Origin of the sequence: Corynebacterium tuingiense (genome assembly GCF_046718165.1) — a bacterium.
In the GTDB taxonomy this organism is placed as follows: Bacteria; Actinomycetota; Actinomycetes; order Mycobacteriales; family Mycobacteriaceae; genus Corynebacterium.
The window spans coordinates 2,179,011-2,193,414 of sequence record NZ_CP177101.1 but is presented as its reverse complement, the minus strand read 5'-3'; the positions used below and the strand labels follow the sequence as shown (position 1 = coordinate 2,193,414).

Below are 14,404 nucleotides of genomic sequence, written 5' to 3'. Positions count from 1 at the left end.
CGCACTCATCCCTGCACATGCCTACTCGGTATTCGTGTCTTTCGGCGGCGTGGGTGGCTTCGGCGGTTCCGGTGGCTTGGGGGCCTTGGGAGGCTCTGCGCTTGCCGATGGCGCCGGTGGTGCAGGCGGAGTGGATGGCGCGGACGGCGCGGACGATGCCGGCGGAGCCGGCGGGGCTGGCGGGGCTGGCGGGGCTGGCGGCGCAGCTGCCTCGGGTTTTTTGTCAGCCTGCGGTGGCTTTGGCGCTGCCGGAGCCTGTGGTGCCTTGGCAGCTTGCGGATCCTTTGGCGGTTGTGGAGCTGCAGGTGGTTCCGGCGCAGCCGATGCTTGCGATGCAGCGCGTGGCTGCGGGGCACTAGGCGGTTGGGGTGCCGCGGGTGCTTTCGCATCTGGAGCAGCCGGCGGAGTCGGGGCACCTGGAGCTGCCGGAGCCTTCGGAGCCGCCGGGGCACTTGGTGTCGAAGAAGAACCCGGAGCCGCTGGGGCCTTAGGAGCCTTTGGCGGCGTGGGAGCACCCGGTGGGGTTGGTGCGCTGGGCACGGAGGGGGCACTCGGTGCAGAAGGTGGAGTAGGTGCCGCCGGGGCATTAGTGGATTTCGGGGCACTCGGTGCGCTGGGTGCGTTGGGTGCCGAAGGATCCTTGGGGTCCGCCGGTGCCGAAGGAGCCGGTGCGGATGGAGCCGCAGCATTGGGAGCCGCCGGAGCCGTCGGAGCAGAGGGTGTGGCTGGGGCAGAGGGCGCGCTTGGAGCTGCCGGTGCCGAAGGAGCAGAAGGCGCGGAGGGCGCAGCAGGTGGAGTGGCAGCGGTGGGGGTATTGCTGGAGGAGGGGGCATCGGCAGGCGTGGGTGCCTTGGGGGATTCAGCGGTGGTGGTAGCTGAGGCCGCACGGTGGCGCACTGGGGTGCCCAAGAAGGCCTTGGGGCGAGGCTCTGGAAGGGTGCCCTTGTCATCCAGGGAAATGGAATTGCGCAGCATGGTGGCCACGTCGTTGACCTGGGTGGTGGGGGTGGACTCGGCGGCCAGAGACTTCACACCGCCGGTCATCATGACATTGCAGAACGGGCAGCCAGTGGCGATTTCCTCGGCGCCGGTCTCTAGTGCCTGCTCCGTGCGGAACTCATTGATGCGAGAACCCAGCTTTTCTTCCATGAACATGCGGGCGCCGCCGGCGCCGCAGCAGAAGGCCTCATCGCGGGACTTGTCCATCTCTCGCAGCTCGACGCCCGTGGCCTCGAGAAGCTCGCGTGGTGGATCGAAGACCTTATTGTGCCGGCCTAAGAAGCACGGGTCGTGATAAGTGATGGGCTTGCGGTTTTCTGGGGTGCGCGGAACAGGCTGCAGCAGCTTCTCGCGCACCAAGCGGTTGAGTAGCTGCGTGTGGTGGAAGACATCGAAATGCCCGTCGAAGTCCGGGTACTCATTGCGGATGGTATTAAAGCAGTGCGGGCAGGTCGTGATGATTTTCCGCTGGCCTTCCGGCACGCCCTCGAAAGCGTTATTGAGGGTTTCCACGTTTTGTTGCGCCATCATTTGGAATAAGAACTCATTGCCGGCGCGGCGGGCGGGGTCGCCGGTGCAGGTCTCACCCGTAGAAAGCACGCCGAACTTTACGCCGGCGGTGTGCAGTAGATCCACGACGGCGCGGGTGGTGCGGCGGCCATTGTCATCATAGGCACCGGCGCAGCCGACCCAGAGGAGGTATTCCATATCGGAGAAGTCGGCGGCGTCCTCGCCAATGATGGGTACCTCGATGCCATCGGCACGCGCCTCATCAATCCAAGCGCGGCGCTCGGAATTATTGCGGCCCCAGGGGTTGCCCTTGGTTTCCATGTTCTTAAATAGGCCGGTGAGCTCTGAGGGGAAATCGGATTCCGCCAAGACCTTGAAGCGGCGCAGGTCTGCAATATGGTCGATGTGCTCGATATCAGTGGGGCACTGATCCACGCAGGCCCCGCAGTTGGTGCAGGACCACAGGACGTCATCGTCGATGACACCAGCCATCGAGAGCACATCGAGGCCCTCGTGCGGGTTGTAATTATCTAGCGCACCTTGACGCAAGTCCATCATGACCTTTTTGGGGCTGAGCGGCTTATCGGTATTCCAAGCCGGGCACAGCTCTTGGCAGCGGCCGCATTCAGTGCACGCGGTTGAATCCAGCAGCATCTTCCAGCTGCCAGGGGTGATGTCTTCTTCCAGGTCCGGGGTGGGCAGGGATTTAAGCGCCTTATCCCCAGAGGTATTGCGCTGGAAAAAGATATTGAAAAACGCCATGAAGCGGTGCCACATGACACCCCACTGGAAATTGCGGGCAATAAAGAAGATGAAAAGGAGCCCGGATAGCAGCTTGACCAAGGCGAAGAAGCTGACCAGTGCCGGGGACTCAGGCAGTGCCTTAGCTAAGTGAACGGTCAAGAAATCCGCGACTGCGGAACCGCCACCAAAGGCCGCGATCTTGGAAGCTTTGACCAAGAGCATGCTGAGGCCCTCGATGAATACAATGGCCTCTACCCACCGGGCCGCCGCCGTTTGGGAGTTGAAAAAGCGGCTGCCGCGCTCGGTATCGCCTAGTTTCAGGCGCACTCCGATGAGGAAGCAGATGCCCAGCACCGTGCCGATGCCAAGTATTTCTTCTACAAAGTGATACACCGGCCAGGTGCTTAAGCCAGGCCACCCTTTATCCGGGGCGAAGGTTTGGATATAGGCCTCAAACCACACCAGGATGCCGAATAAAAAGCCCACCATGACCGCCCAGTGAGCGGCATTGACCAATGGCTTTCCCTTGAAGTGGGTGTGGCCGAAGACCTCTACCAGCACGCGCCCGAGGCGTTTTAGAGGGCTATTGGTGCGCTCTAGTTGGGTTGGCCCGCCCGAGCGGATGAACTTAATGAGCGCGCCTATGCGGGCGAAAAAGTATAGCCACACCGGAATCGATGTGGCTATAGCAATCCAACCGGACACGGTTGTCATTCGTGCTCCTTCACTACTGATGCTCCACGTTGTTATCTACCTTAAAGCCTCAAGGCGCCATCGTGGGAGTCAGTATTCAGTAACTATGAGTGAAGGGATATTGGCCTTAGTAGTGGAAGCCGCCTTCAGCTTCCGCCTTCTCAAAGGCGCGGGTAGCGATAGGAACCATACGTGCCTTACGCGGGAGGACGGAGAAGACTCCACGGACGGCACGGGAGAAGATCTTGAGCTTGCGCTCATCCTTCTTGGTCCACTCCCAGCCAAGCTTGTTGCGCAGCTTGTCCGGAATCATGCCGATAGCAACCCACAACAGCAGACGAGATGCGTAAGGTGCAATGGGCTTCCACAGCCAGTTGGGCACCTTGGGATCTGGGGTGTCGAGGGTAAGGCCGTTGATGATGCGAGAGCGCTCGATGGTTTCGCTGATATCGAGGGTATCGATCATGTTGTCCACGTACTCTTCAAACTCAGCGTACGTCTTTGGCGCATCGTCGGGCTCTGCAACCTCGTAGAAGGTGTACCAGGTACGGGTCTCCTGGAAGAGCTGCTCGCGCTCCTCTGGGGTCAGAGGATCCATGAAGTTGCCGGCCAGCTGGTACGGCATTGCAGCGAAGGTGGCGTGTGCCCAGTAGTACACATCCGGGTTCAGCGGGTGGTAGCGGCTTCCATCTGGGTGGGTGCCCTTGATGTCCTTGTGGAAGTCACGAATCATGACGCCAACTTCAGGGCCTTCATAGATCGTCCGGATGATCGGGAAGGCGGAGCGAACCAAGCGTGCAACCTCGTTATCGAAAACGTTCGAGTGCTGCACCAAGGACCGGCTGACGTCACGCTGGGCAATCTGCAAAAGACCAGCAGACAGTGCGACGAATGCGGAGCGCCAGTCACCAAAGCGCTGCCACAGGATGGAATCTGGACCCAGCTCAGGCAGGTTATCGGTGTTGTTATCTGCAGGTTGGGTGTGCTTGTCGTTTACAGTGCTTTCAGGATTGCTCAGAGTAGTCATTATGCCTCCTTAAGGGCAGTAGCGGACTTTTGTTGATTCTGGCGTTCGGACGAGGCGGACTCAGGGGCGTAGTTGGATGCTCGCTTGAAATCGTGGGCCGGTGCATCGAACCCTGCGAGCACTTCGCGGATTCCGCGTACGGTACCGGGCTGAACCAACCACTTATCGTGCTTGACGGTTAGTTCTCCTGGTCCACGAATCTCGAGCTGGCGGACGTAACGGCGGCAGTGATCGGCGCGGGCTTCGATGACAGCCAGTGGGCGACGCTTGAGGTAAGAGTCGCGCGGGGTGGGGCCGTCAACAAAGAGGGCATTAGGCAGCCCAAATACCTCTACACCGTGGTGCAGGTACATGTCATCGACGCTGGCCTTTGACCGTCCCGGAACGGAAATCCACGGGGATTCCTCGCCGGTGGCGCGAATCAACACATCGAAAGTTTGGGTTTCCTGACCGGAATCACCGAGGTAGGAGATTTCCCATTTGCCTTCTGCGCGGTCGAATTCGGCACCCGTAACGGCGGTGGAACCGCGGAACTCGGCGCCACTGGCAGCAACAGCCTCTTCAAGGTGGCGTACTACAGAAGCTGGCGACCCGTCAGTTTTCGTGAGGCGGAGGTACGGGGTACGGAAGTGGTACTTCCGGGAGACCTTGGTGGCATCAGCGGAATTGAAGTGACCGCCGATGTGTGGTTCTTGTTCAAAAAGAACGGTGTCGAATCCAGAGAATGCGCATTCAGAAGCCGCGGCGCATCCGGCTACTCCGGCACCGACGACTGCGACGGTCGGTCGGCGGTATGGCTTGAACATACTGTTCCTTTCGAGTTTCACAGGGCGCTTACGGCCGCTGTGTATTGGCAATTTATGTACTCAGAGAGAACACAATTTGTGGATATGTTGTGATAGTACACATATACCCAACAATTGTGAAGTGGGTTACTGGATTTAAAGGCTGGCTGGTTATGCTGCGCAGTGCTTAGGGGAGGAAGCGCAAGGCCTTTCCTAAGCGCAACGCGGAGCTCAGCAGGGTGCCGTAATACTTATTGGGAAGCCAACTTGGCCCGCGCATCGGCATGATCCTTTGCGAGGAAATATTCTTCGCTTCCGTATATTTGGTCAGCCCCTCGTGGCCATGGCGGCGGCCAACGCCGGACTCCTTGACGCCACCCAGCGGGGTGGAAATCGAGGCCCACGTGGAGGCGTAGCCATCATTGATGGTCACGCTGCCAGCATCGATTTTCTCGGCGATGCCCTGCGCGGTCTCGGGTTGGCCGAATACAGAGGAGTTCAGGCCGTAGGGCAATTTATTTGCCTGCTCGATGGCCTCTTTAACATCGCGCACGCGTTGCACATACACCACTGGGCCAAAGACCTCTTGCTCGGCAAGCTCGGTGCCTTCACCCAAATCAGTGAGAACCGTGGGTTCAAAGTGGTAGGGGCCAATATCCGGCCGGGGCTTGCCGCCGGTAATAACGGTGGCACCCTTTTCTACCGCATCATCGACGAAGTGCTGCACCACATCCAATTGGTTCTGGCCGATGAGAGAACCCATCGTGTAGTCCCAGTTCAAACCGGAACCAAGTTTGATGGACTCGGTTGCCCGGCGGAATGCGGTAATGAATTGATCGAAGATGGCATCGGGCACGTAGATGCGTTCAATCGACACGCACAGCTGGCCTGAATTGGAAAAGCAGGCGGTAGCGATGGTGTCAATATACTTGTCGATGTCCGCATCCGGCGCGATGATCATTGGGTTCTTGCCGCCCAGTTCTGCGGAGTATCCAACGAGGCGCTCGCCTACGGTGGTGCCCAAAATCTTGCCGGTCTTGGTGGAACCGGTAAACATCAGGTAATCGCAGCGTTCGGAGATGGCGGAGCCGACAACTCGGCCGGAGCCGGTAACGATCTGCAGCAGATCCTTCGGCAGTCCTGCTTCCTTCAAGAGGTAGAGGGAAATCAGGTTAGAAAATGGGGTGGATCCATCGGGCTTGGCCACAACGCCATTGCCGGCAAGTAGTGCCGCAACGGCATCGGAGATGCCCAATGCTAATGGGTAGTTCCACGGGCTGATTTGCCCCACAACGCCCTTAGGAACTCGCTGCAAGTGAGTTTTGGTGATGAGCGGAAATGCGCCCGGCTGCTTCTGAGTGGCCAGTAGCTTTGGCGCATTATTTGAGTAATAACGCGCGTTATTTAGTACATCGAGTACCTCATCAAAAGCGGCCGTGCGGTCCTTGCCGGTTTCCAGTTGGATGAAATCCGCCAGCAGCTCGCGGTGTTTAGCCACGAGGTGGTGGAAGCGCTTCATTACCTTTACGCGCTGCTTAACGTCGGTGTCGGCCCAGGCCTTTTGGGCCTGACGCGAACGGCGGAAAGCCTCATCTACGTCTTCTTCGGAACCTACTCCAACCCATCCTAATTCTTCTTCGAATAGGGGGGAATGGACCGCTTGGTGTTCGCCTTTATCCAGCGAACCAGTGGAGTAGTTAGTGGTGAGATGTTGTAGCTCAGTCAGTAAATGCTGTGGCAAGGGCCGTTCTTGTAGACGGCGTGGTAAAGACATGTAATGCACGCTCCAGAAAGATCAATGAAAAGGTTCGTGAGCTAAAAAGCTCACGAACAATTGGGAAGCCGGTGTGTTTTAGAACGGGCAGCCGGCAGCACGGCGTGCGGCTACTGCATCATCGGAATCCGGCTTGTCGGTAGATTCCGCGGTGGCAGCAGAGTCCTTAGCTTGGGCGGCGTTGTAGCCTTGGATCTTCTTCGGCTCCTTGTACTTGCCCTCAATCATGCCGTTCTTGATCATCAAGGAACGACCAGGCTCCATGTAGCGCTTGTCCTCTGGGAGGTGGTCCATGATGAAGCGAACGGACTTGGCGATGCGGTCGAAGCGCTTTTGGTCGCGCTTGGTCCACTTCAGATCCAAGATGTCGCGGTACTTCTGCGGCAGGGTAGCCACAGTCAACCAGATGGCGCTGCGCATAATGGGCTTCCAGATAACCTTCCATACGGCCTCTGGAACGCCTTCCGGAGCCTTGACCGGCTCTACGCGTGCGGTGCGCAGTGCGAAGTCAACGGTCTGGTTGCGCTCAAGCACGGTGTCTGCCATGTCATCCATGTACTTGATCAAGTCATCGTAGTTATCAATGACCGGACGCTCAGACATGCCGTACTTGTCCCACCAAGTCACGCCCTCGCGAACGATCTGGTCGCGCTCTTCCTTGGTGAACGGAGTACCGAAGAGATCTTGGGCGTAGATAACGCGGTAGACGAAGGTAGCGTGTGCCCAGTAGTAGGTCTCTGGGTTCAGGGAGTGGTAACGCTCGCCATTTTGCAGCGTGCCCTTAATGGTGACGTGGTAGTCGCGGATACGCTCACCGATGTCCCCATCATCGTAGATGGACTGAATAATCTGCGGCGTAGAGCGCTGCAGACGGGCGAAAGGTTCGTCGAAGAACTTCGAGTGGTCCAAAAGGGACTGACCAATCGCTGGGTGCATATTCTGCAAAATGCCGGTGTAACCGCGCAGCAGCTGCAGGCGGTTGTCCGAGCCCCACTTCCACAACAGGGAATCCGGGCCCAAAGGAGCGCGCCGCAGTTCGCGCTTTTCTTCCTTCTTGTCCTGAGCGTTTACTTCTTCTGCACCGGACTGAGAGGAATCAATGTGGGTATTTTCTTCGTTTGCCTGTGCATTTTCGGGTTTCAGTGAGTTGGACAATTCGACCCTCCTTAGTCGATAAAATCTGATGGTTGTGTAGCGTAACACACACCGGTGCGCACCTATTACATGGCGCACAAATTTGGGGGTGCAACGATGTGCGCTGCAGGTTTAGTGGGGGATCGGAAGTTGACAACGGCAGGGGGTGCGATAATCTTCATTAAACATATGACTTGGGCTACACCGTTGCGGGCGTATTTAATTGCACCCCTATTTGTGTGACGTGTCTCAGGTAGTGTTAACGTGTGTTCAAGCTCATTTAATCAGTGGATTGCGTAGGTCTAATACTCATCGTCGGCTTGTGTACCTCTGGCCGCGGTAAAGAGTGGGCTGAAAATTCACCGTAGACGGGGGATGCCGCTAAAACAGGCTGCTACCCCGCCTTTTCAATTCCACAGAAAGGTTCCTTCATGGGCAGGATTAGCATTCCAAAGTTTGCAACCGCACTGGCTGCCGGGCTTGCGGCTTTTGGTGTAACAGGTTTTGCGGTAGCCCAAGGTGGCTTGACCGCTAATATCGCACTTTCAGGAACCTTCTTTAAGGTGAACATGAGCCACCTAGAGGGTGAGGGATTGTCGATCTTCGTTGATAGGGACAAGATGGGAGAGGAAACCATCCCGGCCGCGCGCTTGAAGTTTGAGCACGCCGTGGCTTCCAACTTGTGCCTGTCTGCCAATCTTCCTGATGTCCCGGGGATTGGCGAGACCACCTTCGCTCTTCGCGCGAATGGTGATGACAGTGTGGAGGTAGAAAACCTCTTGGTTGGTGCTACCGACATTAAGGGTCAGCTGGATCTGACGAACGCCAACGTGGGTGTTGACGCCAGCCAGGTCAATGACAAGGCAGATCCAGGTTCGTGGGGATTGTACGCGCAGAAGGTGACCCTGAGCGCGGATGATATTCGTACGACCTCGGTGGGAGCAGAAAGGCTCGCTGCCTCTGGTGTGAATGTGACGGTGAAGAGGGGAAGCAACAACAATGGCTGCTAAGTCTTCTGATGATGAGACTTTGCGCATGCCTGCGGTGACCGAAACCGATACCGATAACGGCGAAGCTGCACGCAGCGCCCAAGATTCCTCCCAGGAGTCGGCCGGAAATACCGCTGGTGAGGCCGCCGTTGGCACCGACCATGCTAGTGCTGCGGAGACGAAGACCGAGGACACCGCTGATGCTGGTGCTGAAGCCACGGCCACGGCGGAAAGCGATGGAGAGAACACATCGCAGTCGGTAGCGGATGCGGTCAAAGGTGCTAATGAACCGCAGGATTCCGCAGCGAATAACAAGAATGACAAAGCCGTAACCAGAGTGGCCCCTAAAGAGAGCTGGTGGAAGCGGTTTAAACACTGGCGCAAGCGTCGTCCGTTCGCGGGTGGCTTGTTGCTTATCTTGTCCGGCATCGCCATCGCTGCGCCGGCCTATATTACTGTGCGCATTTCTGATCTGCTGGTCATGATTTCCACGGTGTCGGGCGTTTCGACGCTTCTTATTGGTGCGGCACTTATCATGTTCGGCCTAGGATCTTGGTTTAGGCAGGAGACGTCGTCTTACCTGGGTGTTTTAGCCATCTTGGTAGCGATCGTCGCGCTTCCCACCACCAACCTGGGTGGCTTCGTTATAGGCAGCCTTTTAGGCATTATCGGTGGTGCGCTCTCATTTGCTTGGCAGCCACAGGATCGCCAGAAGTCTCCTAAGAAGCACAAGAAGAAGAAAAAGTCCCAGGCCAAAGAACTGGCGGTTTCAGCATGAAGCTATTCAGGCTGAGCTCACTACCGCGTCGTCGCTCCGCTCGTGTGGTAAAAAGTAGTGCGCTCGGGGTGCTCTGCGCTTTTACAGCGGTGTGTGCGGTGAACCAACCTGAGGAGACCCGTGCGCAGGAAGGCTTGGCCTTAGCGCAATCTGAACTCAGCACGGTGACTGCTGATAACGTCACCCTGACTGGAAACGTAAGCGCCTCGCTCATTACTGTGCCTACCGCACAGGGTGAACAACGAGCGCTGAAACTCGTAGGTGATAAGTTGGCCGCGCGAAACCTCGCGTTGACCCTGCCCGCCGCTATGGGACAGGGCAAGCTAACTACCGGTGATGTGGAGACCACCGTCACGGACGGGCCGGTCACCGTGCTGACCACTGGACTGCAGACAACGCCCGCGGTGGTGGATCACCCCACCATTCCGGTAAACGTCGATTTATCCAACGGCGATCTCAACGCGGTACTTGATCAATTGGGCGTTCCTGACCCGCACGTGGTGCCCGATGCTCCTATCCCGAACGTTCTGATGGAGCACATTTCGCTGCAAGATGTCACTATGGAGCTGGTCAACCTGCAGGGCGCTAATTTGCACGCCCCGCAGGTCCAGCTCAACGTGCAGTAACCACGCAGCGGCTCCCTGCCTTTAAGCCTTTTTGAACTGCGATTGGTGCAGACGCCAATAAGCGCCTTGGGCGCGCAGCAGTTCTTCGTGCGAGCCTTGCTCGACGATGCCCCCGTTTTCCATCACCAAGATCAGATCCGCATCCCGGATGGTGGACAAGCGGTGGGCGATGACGAAGGAGGTGCGCTCAGCGCGCAGGGCATTCATAGCCTCCTGGACGAGCACCTCGGTGCGGGTATCCACGGACGAGGTGGCCTCATCCAAGATCAGCAATGCGGGTTGGGCCAAAAAGGCACGAGCGATGGTAATGAGCTGGCGCTCGCCCGCGGAGATGGCGCCGCCATCTTGGTCGATGACGGTGTCATAGCCTTCCGGCAGGGAGTGCACGAAGCGATCGACGTAGGTGGCCTTGGCCGCGGCGATGACCTCATCATCTGTGGCATCGAGCCGGCCGTAGCGGATATTGTCCATGATGGTGCCCTCAAAGAGGACGGCATCTTGTAGCACCAGGCCCACTTGGGAGCGCAGGGCGGTGCGGGGCATGTGGGCGGTATCGTGGCCATCGATAAGAATGCGCCCAGAATCGATGTCATAAAAGCGCATGAGCAGATTGACCATGGTGGTCTTGCCCGCGCCGGTGGGGCCTACGATCGCCGCGGTTTGGCCTGGCTCCACGCGCAGATTGAGCCCGGTAATAAGTTCTTTCTCCGGCGAATAGGAAAAGTTAACGTCCTGGAACTCCACGCGGCCGCGGGCGCGGCCAGTTAGTTCATCGCTGGTGGTCTCCAACGATTGCTCTTCTGCATCGAGGAACTCGAAGACGCGCTCGGCAGAGGCCACGCCGGATTGCACCTGCTGCATCATGCCGCCCAATTGGCCCAGCGGCTGGTTAAATTCGCGGGAGTACTGGATAAAAGCGGTGGCCTGGCCCAGGGTCATCTGTCCGTGTGCCACGCGCAGGCCGCCCAGGACGGCGATGGCCACATAAGACAAGTAGGACACGAATTGCATGATGGGCATCATGATGCCGGAGAGGAATTGCGCTAGCGCAGAGGAGCGGAAGAGCTCGTCATTGCGCTCATCAAATTGGCGCGTCATATCCTCAGTGCGGCCAAAGACGATGCCCAGATCGTGGCCAGAGAAGGACTCTTCTACCTGGCCATTGAGCTGACCGGTAGCGCGCCACTGGGTTTTGAATTGGCGCTGCGAGCGCCCGCCAATGACCCCGATGATCAGCCCAGTTAGCGGCAGCGCCAAGAGCGCCACTAGGGCGAGCTGCCAAGAGATGCTAAACATCATCACGGTGATGCCCAGGATCATCAGGATGTTATAAAACAGCTGGGAGAGCGCCTGCTGGAGGGCCTGTTGCACATTGTCGATGTCATTGGTGGTGCGCGAGAGGATATCGCCGCGCTGGTGGGAATCGAAGTAATTCAACGGCAGCGCATGCACCTTGGCCTCCACGCGCTGGCGCAGCTCGTAGACCGTGTCGATGGTCAGGCGGTTTAAGATGAGCCCCTGCCAGAGCTGGAAGCCGGCAGAGACGATGTACATCGCGATCACCGCGATGATAAGCGTGCCCAAGCGGGTAAAGTCGATGCCCTCGCCGGGAGTGAAATCCATGCCTGAGGCCATATCGGCCACCTGATCCTGGCCCTGGGCACGCATGCCGTCGATGGCTTGCTGCGCCGAGATGTCAGTCGGCAGCTCGCGAGAGATAACGCCGGAGAAAATGACGTCCATGGCATCGCCCAAGACCTTGGGTGCGAAGACCGCGAGGAAGACGCAGACGACATTCATCGCTGCCACTACCGCTAGCAGCCGTTTATAGGGCATGAGAAGTAGTAGCAAGCGCTTGGCAGAGGGCCAGAAATTCTTGGCTTGGCGGGGCGCGGAACCGGACCATTCATCGGCGGCGACCTTGGCCTCAAGCTCCTGGAGCTCGGCGTCCTCAGCGGAGGAGTTGTGGGTGGTGTCCTTGGCCATTAGTGCTCTCCTCCAGTTACTCCAGCGGTTTCTTGTGATTCAACGATTTCCTGGTACACGCCCGAAGATTTCAGCAACTCAGTGTGGGTACCGCGGGCGACAATCCGTCCTTTATCGATGACCAAAATCTGATCGGCATCCTGGATGGAGGCCACGCGCTGGGCGACGATGATGGTGGTGACGGCCTCGCCGCGCTGAGCAAAAGACTTGTGCATGGCGGCGCGCACGTTGGCATCCGTAACCACATCCAGCGCGGAGAAAGAATCATCGAAGAGATAAATGCGCGGCTGGGCTACGAGCATGCGGGCGATGGATAGGCGTTGGCGCTGCCCGCCCGATACATTGGTACCGCCTTGCGCGATGGGCATGTCCAAGTCATCGACGAAGTCCGCCTGCGCCACGCGAAGCGCCTCCCATAATTCATCATCGGTGGCCTCGGGGCGGCCCAACCGCAGGTTGGAGGCCACCGTGCCGCTAAAGAGGTAGGCCTTTTGCGGCACCAGCGAGACGCGACTGACGATGTCCGAGCGGGAGAGGGAGGTTGTCGGGGTGGCATCGATAAGCACCTCGCCCTTACTCGGAACGTACAGGCGCGGGATGAGGGAAAGTAGCGTGGTCTTGCCCGAGCCGGTGGAACCAATGATCGCGGTGGTGGTGCCGGGAGTGGCGGTAAAGGAAATATCCTCTAGCACTGGGGCATCCGCGCCGGCATAGGAGAAGCTGACATTGCGAAATTCCACGGTGCCGGAATTGGTCGCCGGGGTGACGGTATCTTTCGGCGGGGTAATGGATGGCTCGTGGCTTAAGACCCCGGTGATGCGGCGGGCGCATACGAGGGAGCGCGGGAGCATCATCGCCATAAACGTGCCCATCATGACGGCGGCGAGGATTTGCAGCAGGTACTGGAGGAAGGCGGTGAGCCCGCCGACATCGACAAGCCCGGCATCCACGCGCTGGCCACCGAACCACAGCACGGCGCCCGTGGCCACGTTCAAGATGACGGTGATAAGCGGGAACATGAGGACAAAGAGCTGGCCGATTTTCAGCGAAAGCTGGGTAATGTCCTTATTGGCCTTGGTAAAGCGCTCAGCTTCATAGGCCTCGCGCACAAAGGCGCGCACGACGCGGATGCCGGTGATTTGCTCGCGCAGGGTGCCGTTGATGGTATCCAGCTTGTCCTGCATGGCACGAAAAAGCGGCATAAGCCGCGCGATGAGGACGGAGATGGTGCCGAGCAACACCGCGACAGAAACCCAGACCAACCAGGACAGTCCGGCGTCCTCGCGGATAGCCATGATGATGCCACCGATGGACATAATGGGTGCTGTGACCATGAAGTTCAGCATCATCATGTAGACCATCTGCACCTGCTGCACGTCATTGGTGCCTCGGGTAATAAGCGTGGGCGTGCCGAACTCGCTCATATCTTCTGCGGAGAAGGTGGTGACCTTGCGGAAGACCTCGCTGCGCAGATCCCGGCCCACACCCATAGCGGTGCGGCTTCCGCACCACACCGCGCCGATGGCGGTAATGACTTGGACAAAGGCCACGATGAGCATGATTCCGCCGGTGCGCCAGATATAGTCGATATCGCCTTTAGATACGCCTTCATCAATGACCTTGGCGTTCAACGACGGCAGATACAGGGTCGCCGCGGTGGACAGCGCCTGCAGGATAAGTACCGCTATGACGTAGAGCGTATAAGGCGCCGAGCGGGTGAAGAGGATTCGGACAAGATCCATAAACCTGCGCTTCTTTCGGGATTGATAGGGGTTAACCACGCAAGTATATCTGGTTGGCGCACGCGGGTCGAACGATATTTATTTTTTGGTACCTGCCCGTTCGGTACCTGCCCGCAAGGCCGAATCTAGACCAAGACGTGTGCCATCTGTGCCTGAGCGATGACGCTGGTCCAGTCCTCAAAATCCGTGATTGGCGTGCACAGTCCCTCCCACGTGGTGACGGGAATACCACGGGCCTTTAACTCCATGACGATGAGCTCGCGGTCACCGTGGGCGGCCAACTGGTGGACCTCGTTATGGGTGATATCGCCGTCTACTCCCACGCGCACGTTTCCCAGCAGGCGCAGCCGCGGAGTAGTACCCGGTGCGCACTCGTGCGGCACGGCCTCCTCGAGCACTCCGGCAAGCCCCGCAAACCGACGAAGTAGACCGAACGGTGCAGTTTTTTCTGAGATGAGGTCTACGCACATGCCGGCGCTCAGGAGCCTTTCCGTGGCGGATAAGGCGGCAGGACCTTCTCCAATGATGGCAACACGCTGCATAAAAGTTCCTCCCCAGGCGAATCCAGTCGGTCCGAGATAGACTACATTGTCTATAAATCTAGTCAGCTTGGTCCA

At 58.3% G+C, this 14,404-nt stretch carries 12 protein-coding genes; 3 read left to right on the top strand and 9 right to left on the bottom strand.

The genetic code is table 11. From position 1 onward, the window contains the following. Positions 1–21: 21 nt before the first annotated feature. The 6 genes from ACLI1T_RS10395 to ACLI1T_RS10370 all read right to left on the bottom strand — a co-directional run bounded on the left by ACLI1T_RS10395 (position 22) and on the right by ACLI1T_RS10370 (position 8,237). Entirely contained in the window at positions 22–2,967 is a 2,946-nt protein-coding gene (locus tag ACLI1T_RS10395; RefSeq protein WP_411702626.1) for a (Fe-S)-binding protein, read from the bottom strand. Between the two features lie 106 nt (positions 2,968–3,073). Then, the gene (locus tag ACLI1T_RS10390) at positions 3,074–3,973 is read right to left on the bottom strand and encodes an oxygenase MpaB family protein (protein WP_349853656.1); all 900 of its coding nucleotides are present in this window, start codon (positions 3,971–3,973) and stop codon (positions 3,074–3,076) included. Beyond that, on the bottom strand, positions 3,973–4,779 hold the full coding sequence (locus tag ACLI1T_RS10385; RefSeq protein WP_349853655.1) for an NAD(P)-binding protein: 807 nt from the start codon (positions 4,777–4,779) through the stop codon (positions 3,973–3,975). The genes ACLI1T_RS10390 and ACLI1T_RS10385 overlap by 1 nt, the downstream gene beginning before the upstream one ends. 166 nt (positions 4,780–4,945) lie before the next feature. Next, positions 4,946–6,532, bottom strand: coding sequence for a succinic semialdehyde dehydrogenase (locus ACLI1T_RS10380; RefSeq protein WP_349853654.1), 1,587 nt, complete (start codon positions 6,530–6,532; stop codon positions 4,946–4,948). A 78-nt stretch (positions 6,533–6,610) separates the two neighbouring features. Beyond that, entirely contained in the window at positions 6,611–7,687 is a 1,077-nt protein-coding gene (locus tag ACLI1T_RS10375; RefSeq protein ID WP_239269260.1) for an oxygenase MpaB family protein, read from the bottom strand. Positions 7,688–8,060: 373 nt separating this feature from the next. Then, entirely contained in the window at positions 8,061–8,237 is a 177-nt protein-coding gene (locus tag ACLI1T_RS10370; RefSeq protein WP_349853653.1) for a hypothetical protein, read from the bottom strand. Here ACLI1T_RS10370 and ACLI1T_RS10365 point away from each other — a divergent pair. The 3 genes from ACLI1T_RS10365 to ACLI1T_RS10355 all read left to right on the top strand — a co-directional run bounded on the left by ACLI1T_RS10365 (position 8,236) and on the right by ACLI1T_RS10355 (position 10,059). Continuing rightward, the gene (locus ACLI1T_RS10365; protein WP_232208551.1) at positions 8,236–8,676 is read left to right on the top strand and encodes a DUF6230 family protein; all 441 of its coding nucleotides are present in this window, start codon (positions 8,236–8,238) and stop codon (positions 8,674–8,676) included. The two genes, ACLI1T_RS10370 and ACLI1T_RS10365, sit on opposite strands and share 2 nt — an antisense overlap. Further along, positions 8,666–9,433, top strand: coding sequence for a DUF6114 domain-containing protein (locus ACLI1T_RS10360; RefSeq protein ID WP_411702625.1), 768 nt, complete (start codon positions 8,666–8,668; stop codon positions 9,431–9,433). Before ACLI1T_RS10365 ends, ACLI1T_RS10360 begins: the two co-directional genes overlap by 11 nt. 98 nt (positions 9,434–9,531) lie before the next feature. Next, positions 9,532–10,059, top strand: coding sequence for a hypothetical protein (locus ACLI1T_RS10355; protein ID WP_239269257.1), 528 nt, complete (start codon positions 9,532–9,534; stop codon positions 10,057–10,059). 21 nt (positions 10,060–10,080) lie between these two features. Here the strand turns inward: ACLI1T_RS10355 and ACLI1T_RS10350 are convergent, their stop codons facing one another. From ACLI1T_RS10350 to ACLI1T_RS10340, 3 genes are all read right to left on the bottom strand, one after another. Further along, entirely contained in the window at positions 10,081–12,045 is a 1,965-nt protein-coding gene (locus tag ACLI1T_RS10350; protein WP_411702624.1) for an ABC transporter ATP-binding protein, read from the bottom strand. Further along, positions 12,045–13,787 carry an ABC transporter ATP-binding protein gene (locus ACLI1T_RS10345; RefSeq protein ID WP_411702623.1) on the bottom strand — a complete coding sequence of 581 codons (1,743 nt, stop codon included), beginning with the start codon at positions 13,785–13,787 and terminating at the stop codon, positions 12,045–12,047. The genes ACLI1T_RS10350 and ACLI1T_RS10345 overlap by 1 nt, the downstream gene beginning before the upstream one ends. 125 nt (positions 13,788–13,912) lie before the next feature. Beyond that, entirely contained in the window at positions 13,913–14,329 is a 417-nt protein-coding gene (locus ACLI1T_RS10340) for a methylenetetrahydrofolate--tRNA-(uracil-5-)-methyltransferase (RefSeq protein WP_411702622.1), read from the bottom strand. Positions 14,330–14,404 lie beyond the last annotated feature (75 nt).